Origin of the sequence: Nonomuraea angiospora, assembly GCF_014873145.1 — a bacterium.
Lineage (GTDB): Bacteria > Actinomycetota > Actinomycetes > Streptosporangiales > Streptosporangiaceae > Nonomuraea > Nonomuraea angiospora.
In genome coordinates, this window is the sequence record NZ_JADBEK010000001.1 from 6346909 (window position 1) to 6364900 (window position 17992).

21 protein-coding genes are annotated in these 17992 nt (G+C 70.9%); 10 read left to right on the forward strand and 11 right to left on the reverse strand.

Annotation, left to right across the window (positions count from 1 at the left end; genetic code table 11):
* Positions 1-211: 211 nt before the first annotated feature.
* Positions 212-1195, reverse strand: a complete 984-nt coding sequence (locus H4W80_RS28570; RefSeq protein ID WP_192787907.1) for a CPBP family intramembrane glutamic endopeptidase — start codon at positions 1193-1195, stop codon at positions 212-214.
* Between the two features lie 100 nt (positions 1196-1295).
* Between H4W80_RS28570 and H4W80_RS28575 the strand changes: the two genes are divergently transcribed.
* A complete protein-coding gene (locus H4W80_RS28575) occupies positions 1296-2009 on the forward strand; it encodes a hypothetical protein (RefSeq protein ID WP_192787908.1) in 714 nt (237 codons plus the stop codon).
* Positions 2006-2548, forward strand: a complete 543-nt coding sequence (locus H4W80_RS28580; RefSeq protein ID WP_192787909.1) for a DUF6529 family protein — start codon at positions 2006-2008, stop codon at positions 2546-2548. The genes H4W80_RS28575 and H4W80_RS28580 overlap by 4 nt, the downstream gene beginning before the upstream one ends.
* Here H4W80_RS28580 and H4W80_RS28585 read toward each other — a convergent pair.
* Positions 2538-3470 carry an HpcH/HpaI aldolase/citrate lyase family protein gene (locus H4W80_RS28585; RefSeq protein ID WP_192787910.1) on the reverse strand — a complete coding sequence of 311 codons (933 nt, stop codon included), beginning with the start codon at positions 3468-3470 and terminating at the stop codon, positions 2538-2540. The genes H4W80_RS28580 and H4W80_RS28585 overlap by 11 nt on opposite strands.
* Positions 3471-3479: 9 nt before the next feature.
* Positions 3480-3899, reverse strand: coding sequence for a YbaB/EbfC family nucleoid-associated protein (locus H4W80_RS28590; protein ID WP_192787911.1), 420 nt, complete (start codon positions 3897-3899; stop codon positions 3480-3482).
* 96 nt (positions 3900-3995) lie between these two features.
* On the opposite strand from H4W80_RS28590, the gene H4W80_RS28595 reads away from it, so the two are divergent.
* The 4 genes from H4W80_RS28595 to H4W80_RS28610 are packed head-to-tail and all read left to right on the forward strand — an operon-like array spanning position 3996 to position 6228.
* Positions 3996-4313 carry a hypothetical protein gene (locus H4W80_RS28595; protein ID WP_192787912.1) on the forward strand — a complete coding sequence of 106 codons (318 nt, stop codon included), beginning with the start codon at positions 3996-3998 and terminating at the stop codon, positions 4311-4313.
* Entirely contained in the window at positions 4310-5182 is an 873-nt protein-coding gene (locus H4W80_RS28600) for a hypothetical protein (RefSeq protein ID WP_192787913.1), read from the forward strand. Before H4W80_RS28595 ends, H4W80_RS28600 begins: the two co-directional genes overlap by 4 nt.
* A gap of 10 nt (positions 5183-5192) precedes the next feature.
* Complete coding sequence (locus H4W80_RS28605) at positions 5193-5837, forward strand: hypothetical protein (RefSeq protein WP_192787914.1); 645 nt, start codon at positions 5193-5195, stop codon at positions 5835-5837.
* Between the two features lie 19 nt (positions 5838-5856).
* Positions 5857-6228, forward strand: a complete 372-nt coding sequence (locus H4W80_RS28610; protein WP_192787915.1) for a hypothetical protein — start codon at positions 5857-5859, stop codon at positions 6226-6228.
* A 14-nt stretch (positions 6229-6242) separates the two neighbouring features.
* On the opposite strand, the gene H4W80_RS28615 is transcribed toward H4W80_RS28610, so the two are convergent.
* Complete coding sequence (locus H4W80_RS28615) at positions 6243-7196, reverse strand: EamA family transporter (protein ID WP_192787916.1); 954 nt, start codon at positions 7194-7196, stop codon at positions 6243-6245.
* Positions 7197-7293: 97 nt separating this feature from the next.
* Here H4W80_RS28615 and H4W80_RS28620 point away from each other — a divergent pair, with 97 nt between their 5' ends.
* Entirely contained in the window at positions 7294-8514 is a 1221-nt protein-coding gene (locus tag H4W80_RS28620; protein WP_318787100.1) for a magnesium transporter MgtE N-terminal domain-containing protein, read from the forward strand.
* Positions 8495-8962 carry a DUF1003 domain-containing protein gene (locus H4W80_RS28625; protein ID WP_192787917.1) on the forward strand — a complete coding sequence of 156 codons (468 nt, stop codon included), beginning with the start codon at positions 8495-8497 and terminating at the stop codon, positions 8960-8962. The genes H4W80_RS28620 and H4W80_RS28625 overlap by 20 nt, the downstream gene beginning before the upstream one ends.
* Positions 8963-9015: 53 nt before the next feature.
* Here H4W80_RS28625 and H4W80_RS28630 read toward each other — a convergent pair whose 3' ends face one another.
* Positions 9016-9477, reverse strand: coding sequence for a MarR family winged helix-turn-helix transcriptional regulator (locus H4W80_RS28630; RefSeq protein ID WP_318787101.1), 462 nt, complete (start codon positions 9475-9477; stop codon positions 9016-9018).
* Positions 9478-9637: 160 nt separating this feature from the next.
* On the opposite strand from H4W80_RS28630, the gene H4W80_RS28635 reads away from it, so the two are divergent.
* Entirely contained in the window at positions 9638-10774 is a 1137-nt protein-coding gene (locus H4W80_RS28635) for an Mrp/NBP35 family ATP-binding protein (protein ID WP_192787918.1), read from the forward strand.
* A 566-nt stretch (positions 10775-11340) separates the two neighbouring features.
* Here H4W80_RS28635 and H4W80_RS28640 read toward each other — a convergent pair.
* From H4W80_RS28640 to sigE, 4 genes are all read right to left on the reverse strand, one after another.
* A complete protein-coding gene (locus H4W80_RS28640; protein ID WP_192787919.1) occupies positions 11341-11706 on the reverse strand; it encodes a sec-independent translocase in 366 nt (121 codons plus the stop codon).
* A 458-nt stretch (positions 11707-12164) separates the two neighbouring features.
* Positions 12165-13907, reverse strand: coding sequence for a S1C family serine protease (locus tag H4W80_RS28645; protein WP_192787920.1), 1743 nt, complete (start codon positions 13905-13907; stop codon positions 12165-12167).
* Positions 13908-14086: 179 nt separating this feature from the next.
* Positions 14087-14608, reverse strand: coding sequence for an anti-sigma factor family protein (locus H4W80_RS28650; RefSeq protein WP_192787921.1), 522 nt, complete (start codon positions 14606-14608; stop codon positions 14087-14089).
* The gene (gene sigE / locus H4W80_RS28655; protein WP_192787922.1) at positions 14608-15240 is read right to left on the reverse strand and encodes an RNA polymerase sigma factor SigE; all 633 of its coding nucleotides are present in this window, start codon (positions 15238-15240) and stop codon (positions 14608-14610) included. The genes H4W80_RS28650 and sigE overlap by 1 nt, the downstream gene beginning before the upstream one ends.
* Positions 15241-15413: 173 nt before the next feature.
* Here sigE and H4W80_RS28660 point away from each other — a divergent pair, with 173 nt between their 5' ends.
* The gene (locus H4W80_RS28660) at positions 15414-16052 is read left to right on the forward strand and encodes an O-methyltransferase (protein WP_192787923.1); all 639 of its coding nucleotides are present in this window, start codon (positions 15414-15416) and stop codon (positions 16050-16052) included.
* Positions 16053-16189: 137 nt separating this feature from the next.
* On the opposite strand, the gene H4W80_RS28665 is transcribed toward H4W80_RS28660, so the two are convergent.
* Both H4W80_RS28665 and H4W80_RS28670 read right to left on the reverse strand, forming a co-directional pair.
* Positions 16190-17593, reverse strand: a complete 1404-nt coding sequence (locus H4W80_RS28665) for a leucyl aminopeptidase (RefSeq protein ID WP_192787924.1) — start codon at positions 17591-17593, stop codon at positions 16190-16192.
* A gap of 78 nt (positions 17594-17671) precedes the next feature.
* Positions 17672-17839: a DUF3117 domain-containing protein gene (locus H4W80_RS28670; protein ID WP_020545024.1), complete on the reverse strand. Its 168-nt coding sequence runs from the start codon at positions 17837-17839 to the stop codon at positions 17672-17674.
* Positions 17840-17992: the final 153 nt, after the last annotated feature.

Genomic DNA, 17992 nt, shown 5'->3' on the forward strand with positions numbered 1-17992 from the left:
TTCAGAGGCGCCCTCGGGACGAGGTTCGTCGTCATCCGGCGGTCGCCGTGGCGGTTCGCTGGGGCCGGAGGCCACGCGCCCTACCTCCTATGGGGTCGAACGTCGTACGGGTGGAACGAGGACGCTGGTCCGTTCCACAGGACCAGACCAGCATGACTCAGCCGGAATAGCGAGACCTCTCTAGCGAGATTCCCGGCACCTCACGACCGATTTATTCCGAAGTAGTCTTAATTGACTGTTTTTTGGCTAGATACAACACACCAAACGCATACACCCCGAGCTGCACCACCGTTCCCGACAATGCCTGCCAGGGCACCGGCACCTTTCCCTGGTCCAGCGCGTCGGACAGATGCCCGGCGGCGGCGGCCTGCCCGAAGGCCAGCAGGTTGTTCAGCACGTGCAGCGAGACCGCCGACTCCAGCCCTCCGGTACGCACCGTGAGGAAGCCCATCACGACCCCGAACCCGAACACGTCCACGAGCCCCGCCCACGAATACCCGTGCAACGACATGAACAGCGCGGACCCGAGCACGATGGACCAGGCCGGATTGCGCACGTGCGCTCCGACCGCCTGGATGAACCAGCCGCGGAAGACGTACTCCTCGGCGGCCGCCTGGAACGGCACCAGCAGCAGGATCACGATGAGCGCGGGCAGGAACCCCGACCACCCGGCCCAGCCGAACAGCTCGGCGTCCTCGCCGGCCGCCGACAGCGCGAGCGCCTGCGCGCCCTGCCCCAGCAGCAGGGCCAGCACCGCCAGGCCCGAGCAGGTCAGCAGCCAGCGCCAGCGCAGCCGCCCGGCCACCGACGAGAGCGTGCCGGGGCGCCTGCGCTGGACGAGCGCCGCGGTGCCGTACACGAGGGGCAGCACGGGCGCGAGCGACAGCAACACCACGACCAGCGAGAACACCGGATCGCCGAACAGCTGCCCCTCGGACTCCAGCGGCGCGGGGATCCCGAGGAGCAGCGACATCACCACGCCGCCCCACACCACCACCGCGCCGATCACGACGAACCCGGTGGCCACGACCAGCGTGCCCACGATCGCCCGCCACGGCCGGGTCGCGGCATTCCTCGCCAGGTGGTCGTAACTCGCGCCGATCGGCGTCGGCAGGAACCAGGACGGCGGTTGATACGGATAGACCGGCGGCTGCATGCCGTAAACGGGCGGCTGGCGCCCTGGATTCTCCTGCATCTATCCATTCTGTCCGCGCGATGCGCAATAGTTCACAGACGGCTCACCGATTTAGGCGGATGCTCGGAGGCGTACGGCATTTCGACCCTGGGAGCAGTCCATGTCAAGGCTGGGACCTGTCATCACCCTCGCGGCGGGAGCAGTGCTCGCCGTGGGGCTGGGTGTCGCCAGCGTCACCGCGACACCGGCGGCCAACGACGAAGCCGCCAACACCGCCGCGGAGGCACCGTCGGCGGGCGAGACCGCCGCGGCCCCGTCACGATCGGCCGAGGCCGAGGCGGACGCCACGCCCTCGCCTCAGCGGACCGAACCGAAGAAGACCGCGAAGGCGGACTACGGAGGCTACGTCAAGGGCAACGGCGGCCTCATCGCGATCTCGATCAGAGACGGCAAGGCCGTCGGCTACTTCTGCGACGGCAAGGCCGAGGCCTGGTTCAAGGGCAGCGAGTCCGACGGCGAGCTGCAGCTGACCGGCCTCGGCGGCGCCAAGGTCACCGCCGAGCTGGGCGGCGGCCGGGCCAGGGGCTCGGTCGCGGTCGGCGGCAAGAAGTGGACCTTCGTGGCGCCCACGGTGGTCAAGCCGTCGGGCCTCTACCGCGCCACCGCGCTCGTCAGGGGCGCCAAGCTGCGGGCCGGCTGGATCGTGCTGAAGAACCCGGGGGGCGGCTACACCCAGGTCGGCGCCGCCTTCGAGGGCGACACGCAGGTGCCGATCCCCCAGTTGCAGGGCGAGCGGCCCACGGCGCCCGTGACCGTCGGCGACACCACGATCCAGCCTGAGGACGTGGACGGCTTCATCGAGGAGATGCAATGACCGCCCTCCCCCACCAGTCCCGCGGGCTGACCCCGCTCCTCGTGCCGCTGCTGGCCGGCGGCCTGGCGGCGCTCGCGCTCGGCGTCTACGGGCGCGTGCACACGCCCACCGGGTTCGCCGTGGGCGTGGCCGGGTTCTCCGGCGCGCTGCCGATGAAGGCGTGGCTGACGACGGGGGCGTTCGTGCTCGCGATCGTGCAGGTCGTCTCGGCCCTGTCGATGTGGGGCAGGCTCGGGGTCACGATCCCGCCCGGCGTGCACCGCTGGTCGGGGCGGATCGCGTTCCTGCTCACGATCCCCGTCGCCTTCCACTGCCTCTACGCCCTGGGCCTGCAGTACGACGTGCCGCGGGTGCTCGCGCACTCGCTGCTCGGCTGCTTCTTCTACGGCGTGTTCACGGCGAAGATGCTGGCCCTGCCCAAGCACGACGCGCCCGGCTGGACGCTGCCGGTGCTCGGCGGGCTGGCGTTCACCGCGCTGATCGGGCTCTGGCTGACGTCGTCGTTCTGGTTCTTCGCCGTCATCGGCTTCAAGGTGTGAAGCTCTTCGTCCGCCTCAACCCGGCGGCCCGCCCCTTGGCCGCCACGACGAGCGCCATCTTGCGCGAGGCCTCGTCGATCATCTCGTCGCCCAGCATGGCCGCGCCGCGCTTCTCGACCGAGGTGTAGTACTCGTACGCCTCCAAGATGAGCTCGGCGTGGTCATAGTCGTCCTGCGACGGCGAGAAGACCTCGTTGGCCGCGTCCACCTGGGCGGGGTGGAGCACCCACTTGCCGTCGAACCCGAGCGCCGCCGACCTCCTGGCGGCCCGCTTGAAGCCCTCGACGTCCTTGATCTGCAGGTAGGGCCCGTCGATGACCTGCAGGTCGTGCATCCTGGCCGCCATGAGCAGCCGCATGAGGATGTAGTGGTAGGCGTCGCCCTCTTCGTAGCCGGGCGGCTGCTCGCCGACGACGAGCGTACGCATGTTGATCGACGCCATGAAGTCCGCCGGCCCGAAGACCAGCGTCTCCAGGCGCTTGGACGAGCCGGCGATGGCGTCGGCGTTGACCAGGCCGCGGGCGTTCTCGATCTGCGCCTCGATGCCGATGCGGCCCACCTCGTACCCCATGGACTTCTCGATCTGGGTGAGCAGCGTGTCGAGCCAGACGACCTCGGTCGGGTCCTGCACCTTGGGCAGGATCAGGCAGTCGAGGAACTCCCCCGCGCCCTCGACGACCTCGATCACGTCCCGATACGTCCACTGCGTCGTGAGGTCGTTGACCCTGACCACGCGCGTCTTGCCGGACCAGTCGCCCTCGCGGAGCGCGGTCACGATGTTCTTGCGCGCCTCCTCCTTGGCCAGCGGCGCGACCGCGTCCTCCAGGTCGAGGAAGACCTCGTCGACGGGCAGGGTCTGGGCCTTCTCCAGGAACCTGGGGTTGCTGCCTGGCACGGCGAGCACGGAACGGCGTGAGCGCATGCGCACACGCTACTGGCCCGGCCAGGCCGATCCCATGCGGGCCTCGATCTCGCGGGAAACCTGCTCGACGCGTTCCTGCACGAAGTCCGCGCCGAGCGCCTCGGGCAGCCGCGGGGTCTGCGCGTCGATCTCCGCCATCAGGTCGTGGACCTGGCGTTCGGCGTCCCGCTGGGCGGCCCGCAGCGCCTCGCCGACCTCCCGGCCGAGCGCCTCGGCGCCCAGCCGCATGCCGCGCGGGTCGACGACGAGCTCCCGGACCCTGCCGTGGCCGTCGGCCACCGCGCTCACCAGGCCACCGGCCGCCTGGCCCGTGCCAGTGATCCGCCCGATCCTGGCCCGGGCGCCGGCCAGGCTCCGCATCATGGTCTCCGCCTGCGTGAGCAGCCGGTCCAGGTAGTCGCGGTCTTCCTCGATGGACGACGGTCTCACGCGGCCCAGTCTCGCCGGACGCCCGGAGAACGTCGGCCGTTTCGAGGATTTTCGAACTGTTCATCCGGAAGTCATCCGCTGCTTAGGCTGACCGGAATGAACGCAGGCTTCAGCGCGGATCCGCATGCCCTGGAGGCCGGGTCGAGCCGGCTGGCGCAGCACGCCGAGCAGTACCAGGCGGTGCCCCGGCAGCTGGCCACCCTGGGACTCGGCGAGTCGTGGGGGGCCGACGGGCTGATCGCGCCGTTCGCCCTGGCCGTCGCGCAGTGCGTCCAGGCGGGGGTGCGGGCGCTGTCCGTCCACGGCGCCGTGCTCGACGACACGGGACGCGGCCTCGGCGACACGGCCGCCACCCTGCGCGACGCCGACGCCACCGCCAGGGGCGCCGTCCCCGGGCACGGGGCGGCGACTTGACCTCGAACCTCGTCGACGGGCTGGCCCAGCTCGCCGGCGTCCACGTCCTCGACGTCAACCCCGACCAGGTGGCGGTGGACGCCGCGGCGGTGAACCGGATCGCCCCCGACGTGGCCGCGGCGGCCACCCAGGCCGACTCCACCGTGCGGCGCGCGACGGAGGACTACCAGGGGGCCTCCGCGACCGCCCTGGCGGAGAGCTGGGAGAGTGCCGGCGGCGGACGCATGCTGCAGACCGCCGCCGCGATGAACGTCCTGCCGCCGGTGGTGAACGGCTTCGCGACGGTGGCCTCGGCCGCCAGGCTCGCGGAGATCACGCAGCTCGTGCAGCTCGCGTCCGTGCTGAAGGTGGCCGTGGGAGCCGGCGCGCTGGGAGCGGGCGTGGTGGCCGCCAGGACGGCCACCACGCGGGTGGCGATCCAGCGGATCAAGCACACCTTCGAGCGGGGCGTGGCCGGCCGCCTCACCCCGGCGGTCGAGCGCATCACCCGGCGCCTCGAAGACCTGGGCGAACGCGTGCCCGGACCGCGCGGCGGCCTCGGCAACCTCGCGCCCGCCGGGGCGGGCCGGATCAGCCCGTACGCGGCCAGGCCGCTCGAGGCGGCCTCTCCGGGGGGTCGCGGCATGCGGACGTTCATGGGGTGGGGCAAGAAGGACAACACCGGGAAATTCCACGGGAACGTCCCGGACAGCACCATGAACATGACGGACAAGGAGAAGAAGCAGCTGAAGAAGGACCTGGAGGACAGCATCAAGACCCGCCAGGAGGAAGAGGCCTGGCTCGGGTTCTCCGACAAGGGGCACCAGGAGAGAATGCGGCGGGAGCAGGAGGCCCTGGACATGATCAACGACGACCTGGAACCGTGGTGAGGACCGGCTGATGCTGGGCGACGACCTGATCGATCGCATTTGTGCTCATGCGTCTGACCTGGACGAAGAGCTCGGGGTCGCGGCCAACGATCTGCTGCACGAGCTGTTCTCCGGATATCCCGTCGAGAACCTCACCAGGCTCCTGCGCGCCGGGGACGACACGTGCGTGCGGACGGGCACGTGGCTGCTCTCGGAGCTGGGCGAGCGCGCCGCTCCGATGACGGGTGAGCTTCCCGCGCTGCTCGGCCACCCGCTCCGGCACGTCCGTTTCTTCGCCCTCGACGTCGTGCTCGTGAACGGCCGGCACGGCGGCGTGCTCGCGCCCGCCCTGAAGCTGACCCAGGACCCCGAGGCGGCCGTGCGCTGGAAGGCGCTGTCGTTCCTCGCCGGGGCGTCGCAGGACCAGCTGGCGGCCGGAGCGGCGGGGCTGGAGGCCGGCCGGGTCAGGGACCTGACCGAATGGCTGGCCGGACGGCCGGCGTCCCGGGACGTCGTGGCCCGGCTCGGGGACCCCGATCTCACCACCCGCCTGTTCGCCGCCGCCGCGGCGGCCCGGCTGGCCGCCGAGGACACCGGCCCCCTGGAGGCCGCCGCCCGCGCGGAGGACAGGGAGATCAGCTCGTTCGCCTCGGAGCGGCTCGGGTCCTCGCGCTGAACGGACTACAGTCGAAGCTGTGAGCGACGACACCGCGGCCATCGAGGAGGGCGCCAAGAAGTCCGGCATCCTCTGGCTCACTCTCGACCGCCCCCGCCTGGCCTGGCACACCTGGCACGACGGCGCGATCTACCTGGTGACGGGCGGCGAGGAGCAGGCGCTGCCCGGCCTCGACGCGCTCGACCGGGTCCACGTCACGCTGCGCAGCAAGGACAACGGCGCCAGGCTGGTGGAGTTCGAGGCCGCGGTCGCGGTCGTCGACCAGGCCGCGGCGGCCGACGCCGTGGCCGCGCTGGCCAAGGAGCGGCTCAACGCCCTCGACAGCGAGCACCTCACCGAACGCTGGGCCCGCGACTCCACGATCCTGCGCCTCACCCCCGACCGCCGCTGAGGCCGCTGAGGGGGTCACCTCCTGGTGGTGACGGGCTCCGCGTCGAGCTCCGCCGCGGGTGAGGGCGAGGCACTCGCCGTGGCGGTCTGAGCGAGCAGCGCGCCGGACAGCACCAGCAGGCCACCCAAGATCTGGAAGACGCCCAGCGTCTCGCCGACCAGGGCCCAGGCCACCACCGCGCCGCCGATGACCTCGAGCGAGGCGACCGTGGCCCCCACCGCGGCCGACAGCCGCCGCACGGCGTTCACCCCCAGGATGTACGCGATCACGGTCGCGATCAGCACCATCCACAGGTACGCGCCCAGCACCGGCAGCGTCCGGCCGCCCTCCGGCGCGACGGTGGCCGTGAAGGCCGTCCACGGGATGTCCCACGGCCGGGCGAACGGGATCAGCACCACGGCCGCCCCCGCCATCCCCCAGGCGATGAGGCCGAGCGGGTCCACGTCGTCGCCGAAGCTATCGTTCATCAGGAAATATCCGGCGCAGCACGCCCCGGCCAGCAGGCCGAGCAGCAGGCCCACCGCGTCCAGCCGCATCCCCTGCCACGCCTCGACCACGATCCCGAGGCCCACGACCGCGACGACCGCCCCGATGTAGGCCGCCCGCGCGAGCCGCACCTTCCGTACGAACCGCACCCAGGCCACCACCATCACCGGCGCCATGAACTCCAGCAGCAGCGCGATCCCCACCGGCAGCCGCGTGATCGCCACGAAATACAGCGACTGCACGCCGGCCACCGCCATCACCGCATACAGCCCGAAGAACGGCAGCCTGGACCTGGGGATCCGCAGCGCCTGGGGCTTGACCACGGCCAGCACGGCCAGCAGCAGCAGGCCCGCGCCCGCCATCCGGGTCCAGACGGCCTCGATCGGCGCCAGCCCAGCGGTGATCAGATATTTGGCCATCGGCCCCGAGAACGCGAAACACCAGGAGGAGACGAAGGCGAGCCCGAGTCCCGCATACCTCATCGTCCACCACCTGCGCAGTAATCACCGTTAAGCACGTTTGATACTGACATGAGAGGCGTCAGAGGCGCAATGGGGCAGCACTGTTAGCCTTGGCCACGTGAAGATCTTCGTGGCCCGGCTGCCGGGCACCCCGGTCTTCGACCCCGCGGGCGACCAGATCGGCCGGGTCAGGGACGTGGTGGTCGGCCTGCGCATCGGCCTCCGGCCCACCGTGCACGGCCTGGTGGTGGAGGTGCAGCCGCGCCGCAGGGTGTTCCTGCCCATCACCCGAGTACGCCGCATCGAGACGGGGGCCGTGGTCTTCACCGGGCGGCTCAACATGCGCAGGTTCGAGCAGCGCGCCACCGAGACGCTGGTGATCGGCGAGATGCTGGACCTGAGCGTCGAGCACGAGGACGAGCCCATGACCGTCTACGACGCGGCCATGGAGGAGATCAAGCCGTCCCACTGGGAGATCACCCAGGTGGCCCTCTACAAGGGCAGGCGGCGCGACCCGCGGATCGTCGACTGGGAAGAGGTCTCCGGGTTCGACAAGCTGCAGAAGGACCAGGGGGCGGCCGGGCTGATCTCCGCGTTCGAGTCGCTGCGGGCCGCCGACATGGCCAGCGCGCTGCACGAGCTGCCGAGCAAGCGCCGCATCGAGATCGCCCGCGCCCTGAACGACGGCCGGCTGGCCGACGTGCTCGAAGAGCTTCCGCCCGACGACCAGATCTCCATCCTCGGCACGCTGGAGCCCGAGCGGGCGGCCGACGTGCTGGAGGAGATGGGCCCCGACGACGCGGCCGACCTGCTGCACGACCTCCCGGAGGAGCAGGCGGCCAGGCTGCTGGCGCTGATGGAGCCCGGGGAGGCCGCCCCCGTGCGGCGCCTGCTGACCTATCCGGAGACCAGCGCGGGCGGCGTGATGACCAACGAACCGGTCATCCTGCCCCCCACCGCCACGGTGGCCGAGGCGCTGGCCCACATCAGGCAGCAGGACCTCACGCCCGCCGTCGCGGCGCAGGTCTACGTGGCCCGGCCGCCCACCGAGACGCCGACGGGCACCTACCTGGGCGTCTCGCACTTCCAGCGGCTGCTGCGCGAGCCGCCGTCGACGCTGCTCGGCGGCGTGATCGACCCGTCGATCGACCCGATCAGGCCGGACTTCACGCTGCGCGAGGTCACCCGCTACCTGGCCAACTACAACCTCGTCGCCGCCCCGGTCGTGGACGAGCTGGGCCGGCTCGTCGGCGCCGTGACGGTGGACGACGTGCTCGACCACATCCTGCCCGAGGACTGGCGTGAGGGGACGGACGACCATGACGACCGAACGGCTTGACCAGCCCCGGGCCCTGCGCCGCTCGCTGCGGCCGCACTACGACCCGGAGGCGTTCGGCCGCCTGTCGGAGCAGATCGCCCGGTTCCTCGGCACCGCGCGCTTCATCGTCTACATGACCGTGGTCGTCGCGATCTGGGTCATCTGGAACGCGTTCGCGCCGCCGAACCTCAAGTTCGACCCGTACCCGTTCATCTTCCTGACGCTGATGCTGTCGCTGCAGGCCAGCTACGCCGCGCCGCTGATCCTGCTGGCCCAGAACCGGCAGGGCGACCGGGACCGCATCCAGTACGAGCAGGACCGCGAGACCGCCGAGCGCAACCAGGCCGAGATCGAGTACCTGACCCGCGAGATCGCGGGGCTGCGCCTGGCGCTCAACGAGCTGGCCACGCGCGACTACCTGCGCGCCGAGCTCGGACGCCTCGCGGAGGAGATCAAGGAGAGCCGCTGAGGTCCAGCTTGGCAGAGCTCAAGGAGAGCCGCTGAGGTCCAGCTGGGCGGAGCTCAGGGAGAGCCGCTGAGGTCCAGCTTGGCGACCATCGCCCGGACGCGGGTGATCTCCTCCGCGCCCAGCAGGTCGAGGAACTGGGTGCGGACGCCGCGCAGGTAGGTCGGGGTGGCCTCGGCCAGCCGCTCCGCGCCGGCGTCCGTGAGCACGGCGAACAGCCCGCGGGCGTCGTCCGCGCACGCCTCCCGCGACACCAGCCCGTCCCGCTGCAGCCGGTCGATGAGCCTGGTCAGGCCGCTGCGGGAGAGCAGGACACGGCCCGCGAGATCGTTCATGCGCAGCCGCCGCTCCGGCGCCTCGGCCAGTTGCACGAGCACCTCGTACGAGGCCAGCGGCAGGTCGTGGGCGACGAGCAGCTCCGCCTCCAGATGCCGGGTGATGCGCACCTGGGCGCGCTGCATCATCCGCCAGACCGCCAGCTCCTCGGCGGTCAGGCCCTCGTCGCGCAGAAGGGTCACGGAGTAACCTTAAGACGTTGTTGCACAGACATCTAACAGCACGGATTAACTCAGCGAGGCCGCCCGTTCATACCATGGAGGGGCATCCTCACTGGCGTCCTGCGCCTGTCACACATATACCGACAAAGGAGGGACGGCACTCCCTCGTGCCGAGACTTCGATGGCACCTACCCAGGAACAGGTGACGGCAGCCCTAGGCACCGTCATCGACCCCGAGATCCGTCGCCCGATCACGGACCTCGACATGGTCAAGAGCATCGATATCGCTCCCGACGGCGTGGTGCGCGTGGGCATCTTCCTCACCGTGGCGGGCTGTCCGCTGAAGGACACCATTCGCCGCGACGTCACCAACGCCGTCGCCAAGCTCGACGGCGTGGCGGGCGTCCAGATCGAGCTCGACGTCATGAGCACCGAGCAGCGCAAGCAGCTGCAGACCAAGCTGCGAGGCGACCGGGGGCCGGAGAAGGAGATCCCGTTCAACCAGCCGGGCTCGCTGACCCGCGTGTTCGCGGTGGCCAGCGGCAAGGGCGGGGTCGGCAAGTCGTCCGTGACGGTCAACCTGGCCGCCTCGATGGCCTCCAACGGCATGAAGGTCGGCATCGTCGACGCCGACATCTACGGCCACAGCATCCCGCGCATGCTGGGCGCCGCCGAGCGGCCCACCAAGGTCGAAGACATGATCATGCCGCCGGTGGCCCACGACATCAAGGTCATCTCGGTCGGGATGTTCAAGCCGGAGGGCAACACGCCGGTGGTCTGGCGCGGGCCGATGCTCGACCGGGCGCTCCACCAGTTCCTGGCCGACGTCTACTGGGGCGACCTCGACGTGCTCCTCCTCGACCTGCCCCCGGGCACGGGCGACATCGCGATCTCGGTGGCGCAGCGGCTGCCCACGGCGGAGATCCTGGTCGTGACGACGCCGCAGATGGCCGCCGCGGAGGTGGCCGAGCGGGCGGGGTCGATCGCCGCACAGACGCACCAGCAGATCGCCGGCGTCATCGAGAACATGGCCTGGCTGCCGTGCCCTCACTGCGACGAGCGCATCGCCGTGTTCGGGGAGGGCGGCGGCCAGACGGTCGCCGACGCGCTCACCCGCACGCTGGGCGCCCGCGTCCCGCTCCTGGGCCAGGTCCCGATCGACCTGCGGCTGCGTGAGGGCGGCGACGAGGGCAAGCCGCTGGTCCTGACGGAGCCCGACTCACCGGCGGCGGCCGAACTCCGCAAGATCGCCTCCGGCCTCAGCAAGCGCTCCACCAGCCTCAAGGGCCTCCAACTCGGCCTCTCCCCCAACCGCTGATCCTTGGTGCCCGTCCTCTGGGCGGGCACCCTTTCCCTCTCTCGGGGCCCGTTACGGCTGCGCACGGCGAGCAGCCGCGCCGTTTTCGGTGCCCGTCCTTCGGGTCCTTTACGGCTGCGCGCAGCACTACCGCCGTTTTCGGTGCCCGATCTTGGATCCTGCACGCCTTCGCGAAGTGGGCAGCGTCCCCGCCGTTTCGGTGCCCGACCTTGAGTCCTGCGCGGCTGCGCACGGCGAGCAGCGTCCCCGCCGTTTTCAGTGCCCGTCCTTCGGTCCTTTACGGCTGAGCACGGTGGGCGCCACCCGCCGACCCGGGTGGCCGACCTTCCAGGGGAACGCTCACCGGCTTCCCCGGCGCGCCACCGCTACGGCCAGGCGTGACCGGCTGGGTGGTGAACAGCGTTGACCGAGGCGCGCCCGAGAGGGCATGGAGAACCCTCAGAAGGCCATGTGTGCGCTCGTGAGCGACGGTGGTCCAGGAGGACGGCTGGCGGGCTGTTTGAGCCCTCGTGTGCCGTCCGGGGCGTGGCGAGCCGTATGGACGGCGGCGGGCCTTGCGTAGCCCGTCAGGTCGCCTCTGCGTCGTAAGGGGGGATCTCCCCGTAGCCGAGCTCGTCCACCGGCTCGGGCGAGTACGGAGCCGTCGTGGCGGGCTCCAGCTCTCGAGGCTTGTTGTTGTTCCAGTCGTCCTCGAGGTCGTCCAGCAGGTGCTTGCGGACGAAGTTCCTCGGGTTGAGGTCGGCGGGGTCGAAGTTGGAGAACTCCGGCCCCAGCCCGGAACGCAGGTCGTCACGCGCGTTGTTCGCCATCCGGCGCAGGTTGCGCAGCGTCTTGCCTGCCTGAGATGCGGCCTGAGGCAGCTTGTCGGGACCGAAGACGAGGAGCGCGATGACGATCAGCGCTCCGACCTCCATCCACCCGAGTCCGAACACCGTGAGCTCCTACCGCAGTCCAATCACTCCGAGGACAACCCCGGCCTATCCACAGACTAAGGGCTCCTGGGGGTGGGTCGGTCGTCCACCCTCGGTCATATCACCGACATCGCCCGCATACACCCCTCCGGCCCCGGTCAACGCGTCTGCCACCCAGCCGGTCGCACCGTCCGTAACGGCGGCGCGGCGGGGAAGCCGGTGAGCGTCTCCCTGGAAGGGCGGTCAGCCGGGTCGGCGGGTGGTGCCCACCGTGCTCAGCCGTAAAAGGGCCCGAAAGGACGGGCACCGAAAACGGCGGGGGTGCCGCCCACTCCGCGAAGGCGTGCAGGACCCAAGGACAGACACCGAAAACGGCGCGAGTGCTGCTCACTCTGCGAAGGCGTGCAGGACCCAAGGACAGGCACCGAAAACGGCGCGGGTGGTGAGCACCCGCGCCGTCGAAAAGACCTAAGCGTGGATCAAGACGGCGTCGGGGTGGGCTCGTCGTCGGCGACCACGGTCAGGGTGGCGGTGCGTTCCTGGCCGGAGCGCTGGTACTTGATGGTGATCTTGGCGCCCGGCGCCTTGCTGCGGATCAGGGCGATCAGTTCGTTCCCGTCCTGCAGGGCCAGCCCGTCGATCTCCAGGATGACGTCGCCCGCCTTCAGCCCGGCCTTGTCGGCCGGCCCGTTGGCGTCCACCGGCTGGCGTCCGCCGCTGGGAGACGACGCGATCTTCACGCCCTGGCCCTTGTAGTCCTTGTCCAGGACGATGCCGATCCTGGGCCGCTTGGCCTTGCCGGTGGTGATCAGCTCCTCGGCCACGCGCCGCGTCTGGTTGACGGGGATCGCGAAGCCCAGGCCGATGCTGCCGCTCTGGCTGTTCACCGAGCGGCCGAGGGTGGCGATGGCCGAGTTCACGCCGACGACCTCGCCCTTGCCGTTCACCAGCGGGCCGCCCGAGTTGCCCGGGTTGATGGCGGCGTCCGTCTGGATGGCGCTGATGTAGGCGGGCTCCTCCGTGCCGGCGCCCGTCTCGTCGCCCGCGATGACCGGGCGGTTGAGCGAGCTGACGATGCCCGTCGTCACCGTGCCCGTGAGGCCCAGCGGGGAGCCGATCGCGATGACCGGGTCGCCGACCACGACCTGGTCGGAGTTGCCGAGGGTGATCTCCGGCGTCCCGAACGTTTCCTCGGGCTTGATCACGGCCAGGTCCGAGCCGGGGTCGCGGCCCACGATCTTGGCCGGCGTGGTCTTGCGGTTGTTGAACATGATCCGGATCTCGCCGCCCTTGGCGGCCAGCGCGACGACGTGGTTGTTGGTCACCACGTAGCCGTTCTTGATCAGGAAGCCGGACCCGGTCGCGCCCTCGGTGGTGGTGCCGGCCTCGATCGAGACCACGCTGGGCAGCACCCGCGCGGCCACGCCCGCCACCGATCCGGGCTCCCGGTTGGCGGCGCCGCCGGTCGGCAGGGGGAGGCTGTAGCCGGGGTCGTTGCCGCTACTCGGCTTGGTGAGCAGGTAGGTGCCGACGCTGCCGAGCAGCGAGGCCACCAGGGCGATGGCCACGGCGGTCGAGACGAGGACGGCCGTGCTCGGCCCGCGCCTGCCCCCCGAGGTGCCCGCGTCCGCGCCGGGAGGCGGCGGCGCCCAGCCCGCGCCCAGGGGCAGCGCCTGCCGGGGCGGCGGCGGTGGCGGCGGCGTGTTGCCGCCGGTGGGACCGGACGGGGACGGGCCGCCGAACAGCGGGCTCTCGTAGGTGCGCGTCCCGTTGTCCGGGCCGCCGCCGTAGGAGGGGCTGCCGCTCCCGTACGACGGGCCGCTCCCGTAGGAAGGAGCGCTCCCATACGTGGGGCCGCTGCCGTAGGAGGGGCCGGTGGTCTCGTAGGAAGGGCTTCCGAACGAGGAGCCGCTGTCGTTGGAGGCTCCGAACAACGGGCCGCTGCCCTCGTGGCCGTATGAGGGGCTCTCGTAGGAGGTCGGGGAGCCGAACGCGGGGCTGGTGAAGGTGGGGGCGCCGGTGGCCGGGCCACCGTACGGGGGAACACCCGAAGAGGGGCGACCCGAGGGGTCGCCCCAAGAGGTGCCGAACGAGGCGGGCGGCTCCGGCAGCCGGCCGGCCTGGTCGGGCGAGTCGTCCGCGGGCAGGAAGTCCGGCCGCCCCTGTGGTTCGGGGTAGTCCGACGGCGTGCGTCCTTCGGTGGGGCGCGTCTCGTCGGTCATCTAAGTCTCACCACTCCTTGGCTCGGCCACCGCAATCCTCGCTCTTGCGGCATACGAGGGTCATAAAGCATTTGTCAGGAATCGCTTGTGACAAATCCCGAACCCAGATCGTATGCCCAGCGCGCTGCCAAGTACGCCAAGTCCAAGTCTCCCAGGCATAGCCGGAGGTCAGCCGGAGGTCAAGGAGTAGCGGTCGAGGGCGCGCCCGCCGGCGTGCGCGGCTGCTGGAACAGCTCCACCGGCGGCGCCGGGTTGTTCTGTCCGACGCCGGTGGCCGCGAAGAAGGTGCCGAGCGCGACGGCCGCTGAGACCACCCCTACGGCCACGTAGGTCGAACGCCGCCTACCGCCGCGGCCAGGGCCCGAGACCCCACCAGTGGCGTCCCTGCGCGGGCGGTTGTCCAGCGGAGCGATGGTGTGCGGCCCAGGGATGGGCACCCCGCCGAAGGTGCGCGACGGGAAAGGGCGCTCCCTCGGAGGCAGCGGCCCGCCCGGCTCCGCCATCCGGAGCAGGGACATCGTCAGATCGGCCGGCATCGCCGGCCCCTCCAGCGAGCGCAGGCGCGACTTCAGCGCCCGCACCGACTCGACCTCTTGCCGACAGTCGGCACAGAAGGTCAGATGAGCCAGCGCGCGCTCGCGCTCGGTGTGGTTGAGCTCTCCGTCGACGAGCGCGGAAACGCGTTCTCCAAGATGAGCCATCAGAATTCCTCCCCACGGATCACGGTCGGGGGGAGTTGAGAATTACGGGGGGCTCGATGATCGAGTGCCTCCCGCAACTGCGCCCGGCCACGGTGAATACGGCTTCGGACCGTACCCAGCTTGACGCCGAGCGTGGCCGCGATCTCCTCGTAAGAAAGGCCCTCGATGTCACACAGCACGATCGCGGCCCGGAACTCGGGGGCGAGCGCGTCGAGGGCGGCCTGGATGTCGGGCTCCAGGTGGGCGTCGTCGAACGCCTGCGCCGGGGACGGCTCACGGCCGCGCAGCCGCTCGGCGGCGTCGTCGGCCAGCCCCTCGAACCTGATGCGCTGCTTGCGCCGCGCCATGTCGAGGAACAGGTTCGTCGTGATCCGGTGCAGCCACCCCTCGAACGTGCCCGGGGTGTAGCTCGACAGCGACCTGAAGACGCGGACGAAGACCTCCTGGGTGAGGTCTTCCGCGTCGTGGACATTGCCGGTCAGCCGGTATGCCAGCCGATACACGCGTGCGGAGTGAGTCCGCACCACTTCCTCCCATGTGGGAGGTGTCCAGTCAGACGACACGGGAGTATCCGCCTGGTGGTCGCTTTCGTCCACCAGAACTCCTCTCTTTGGGACCACCGCTACCGCCATAGTGCCTGGTTTCGTCCCTTCGTGCGCACTGCCTGCCTTCCGGACCGGCAAAGCCCGTTTAAACCTGCAACGCCTTAGGTCCCTCCTGAGTTCCCGTCCTGGCGTGTCTCCCCTAGGCTGCGATCGGTGCCAATCTCGTGGACCAATCGCACGAAAGTGGGGGGAGGCGGCCGATGACCAACCCGGTGGAGGCCACTCTGGCCTATGCGGAGCAGTTCCATCAGGAAGATGAGCTCCTGCACACGGCGCGACAGCGCGGGCTGGAGATGGGGGCCACACCCATCCTTCCCGGCGGCGGGGCGGCACTGTGCTTCCTCGCCACCGCCGTCAACGCCAAGTCGGTCGTCGAGATCGGCACGGGCTGCGGCGTCTCGGGGCTGTGGCTGCTGCGCGGCATGCGTACGGACGGGACGCTCACGAGCGTGGACGTCGAGCCCGAGCACCAGCGGCTGGCCAGACAGGCGTTCGCGGAGGCGGGCTTCGCCGGCGGGAGGGTGCGGCTCATCTCGGGCCGGGCGCTCGACGTGCTGCCCCGGCTGTCGGACGGCGGCTACGACATGGTGTTCGCCGACGGCGCGAGGCAGGAGTACGCCGACTACCTCGCCGAGGCGGTCCGCCTGCTGCGCGTGGGCGGCATCGTGGCCTTCGGCAACATGCTGTGGCACAACCGGGTGGCCGACCCCGCGCAACGCGACGCCGACACGGTGGCGCTGCGCGAGGTGGGCAAGCTGGTGCAGTCGGACGACCGCCTGCGCTCGGTGCTCATACCGCTGGGCGACGGCCTGCTGGCCGCCATCAAGATCGCCGACTAGCCGCGCGCGACCCGCTCCGGCGAAACGTCACCCGCGCGAGCGGCCGGAGCCAGGCGAAGCGGCGGGACCGGGCGCGCGACCCGGGCGCGGGTGACCGGGCCGGGCGCGGGTGAGCGGGCTTGGCGCGGGTGAGCGGGCTAGGCGCGGGTGAGCCACTCCAGCAGGAGGCGGACTCCGAACCCTGTGGCGCCCTTGGTCAGCGTGCCCTCGTCGACCGTGCTGCGGCCGACGCCGGCGATGTCGAGGTGCGCCCACGGCCGCCGCCCCGCGAACTCCCGCAGGAACAGCGCCGCCGTGATCGACCCGGCCCCGAACCTGGACCCGGCCTCGACGTTGGCGAGGTCGGCGATCGACGACTCCAGCGCGGGCGCGTAGTCCTCGATCAGCGGCATCCGCCACAGCCGGTCGTCGCTGTCCTGCCCGGCGTCCAGGAGCTGCTTGGCCAGCGCGTCGTCGGAGGCGTAGACGGCGCCGACGTTGCGGCCGAGCGCCACCGTGATCGCCCCGGTGAGGGTGGCGATGTCCACGACCTCGTCGGGATCGAGGACGGCGTCGGCGTAGGCGAGGGCGTCGGCCAGCACCAGCCGGCCCTCGGCGTCGGTGTTGAGCACCTCGACCGTGCGCCCGCCGTAATGCTTGATCACGTCGCTGGGCCGCTGCGCCGTGCCCGAGGGCATGTTCTCGGCGGAGGCGATCAGCCCGGTGACCCGTACGGGAGCGCCCAGCTCGGCCAGCGCGCCGAGCACGGCGATCACCACCGCGCCGCCCGCCATGTCGGTCTTCTGGGTCTTCATGTTCTCGTTGGGCTTGAGCGACAGCCCGCCCGAGTCGAACGTGATCCCCTTGCCCACCAGCACCACGTGCCGGTCGGTGGGCTCGGCGGGGGTGTAGGAGAGCTGGATGAGCCGGGGCGGGCTGGCCGAGCCCCTGCCGACCGCGAGGATGCCGCCGAACCCGTCGGCCTGCAGCTGCTCCTCGTCCCAGATCCGCGCGGGCACCCCGACCTCGGCGGCCCGCTCGGCCAGCCACGCGGGGTTCTTGACGGAGGAGGGGGTGTTGGCCAGGTCACGGGCGAGCGCCACCGCCTGCGCCACGACCTGCGCGCGCCGCACCTGCGCCGCGTCCGCACCCGCGAAGGCCAGCGCCCGCACCGGCTTCTTGCCGCCGTTGCCGATCTTGAACGAGTACGCCGCGAGCAGCGCCGCCTCGGCGAACGCCGCCACGTCGCCCTCGGGCGCGACCACGGTCAGCGTGTCCCTGCCCTTGGCTCTGCGGGTGAGCGCGGCGCCGGCCTTGCGCAGGGCACGCGGCGAGCCGTCGCCCACTCCGTAGAGCAGGACGCGGCCGACACCGCCGGCCCGTGCCACGGGAACCTCGACGATCTCCCCCGCCTCCCCCTTGGCCTCGTAGTGGGCCAGCAGGTCGGACACCGGCAGGTGCAGCTCGACCTCGGGGCTGAGGGCGGAGTCAAAGGGAACGGCCAGCAGCTCGGCTCCGTCGGGAACCTGGGCGACCACCGACGCAGTGGTCTCAATGGGCACGGATTCTCTCCTCGAACGTCAGCGACCCTGGCGCCGGATTACGCCAGGGTCGTGGAACAGGTGGTCTTTCGGGAGCTCTCAGCCGACGACGTTCTTCAACGCCTCGCCGAGCGCCTTCGCCTCGTCGGCGGAAATCTCCACGACGAGCCGGCCGCCACCCTCCAGGGGAACCCGCATGACAATGCCGCGCCCTTCCTTGGTGACCTCGAGCGGACCATCGCCGGTCCGCGGCTTCATCGCCGCCATGCGTGCATCCCTTCCTGCCTTGGGCTCCCGCGGCCCGCGATTTCCGACCGCCCGTGGGGGGTGGTCGGCGCATTCACGTCTTCTGTGATGTCCTATTCTCCCGCATCGAGAGCGCTCATGGGTAACGATCTCCTCCCAGAATGCGTTGTCGAG

Coding starts and splice junctions, on each gene's coding strand:
- H4W80_RS28585 (WP_192787910.1), bottom strand. CDS start 3,470: ATGCGCTCACGCCGTTCCGTGCTCGCCGTGCCAGGCAGCAACCCCAGG.
- H4W80_RS28625 (WP_192787917.1), top strand. CDS start 8,495: ATGACGACCGAACGGCTTGACCAGCCCCGGGCCCTGCGCCGCTCGCTG.
- H4W80_RS28670 (WP_020545024.1), bottom strand. CDS start 17,839: ATGGCGGCGATGAAGCCGCGGACCGGCGATGGTCCGCTCGAGGTCACC.
- H4W80_RS28615 (WP_192787916.1), bottom strand. CDS start 7,196: ATGAGGTATGCGGGACTCGGGCTCGCCTTCGTCTCCTCCTGGTGTTTC.
- H4W80_RS28580 (WP_192787909.1), top strand. CDS start 2,006: ATGACCGCCCTCCCCCACCAGTCCCGCGGGCTGACCCCGCTCCTCGTG.
- H4W80_RS28595 (WP_192787912.1), top strand. CDS start 3,996: ATGAACGCAGGCTTCAGCGCGGATCCGCATGCCCTGGAGGCCGGGTCG.
- H4W80_RS28575 (WP_192787908.1), top strand. CDS start 1,296: ATGTCAAGGCTGGGACCTGTCATCACCCTCGCGGCGGGAGCAGTGCTC.
- H4W80_RS28635 (WP_192787918.1), top strand. CDS start 9,638: ATGGCACCTACCCAGGAACAGGTGACGGCAGCCCTAGGCACCGTCATC.
- H4W80_RS28660 (WP_192787923.1), top strand. CDS start 15,414: ATGACCAACCCGGTGGAGGCCACTCTGGCCTATGCGGAGCAGTTCCAT.
- H4W80_RS28645 (WP_192787920.1), bottom strand. CDS start 13,907: ATGACCGACGAGACGCGCCCCACCGAAGGACGCACGCCGTCGGACTAC.
- sigE (WP_192787922.1), bottom strand. CDS start 15,240: ATGGCGGTAGCGGTGGTCCCAAAGAGAGGAGTTCTGGTGGACGAAAGC.
- H4W80_RS28570 (WP_192787907.1), bottom strand. CDS start 1,195: ATGCAGGAGAATCCAGGGCGCCAGCCGCCCGTTTACGGCATGCAGCCG.
- H4W80_RS28650 (WP_192787921.1), bottom strand. CDS start 14,608: ATGGCTCATCTTGGAGAACGCGTTTCCGCGCTCGTCGACGGAGAGCTC.
- H4W80_RS28605 (WP_192787914.1), top strand. CDS start 5,193: ATGCTGGGCGACGACCTGATCGATCGCATTTGTGCTCATGCGTCTGAC.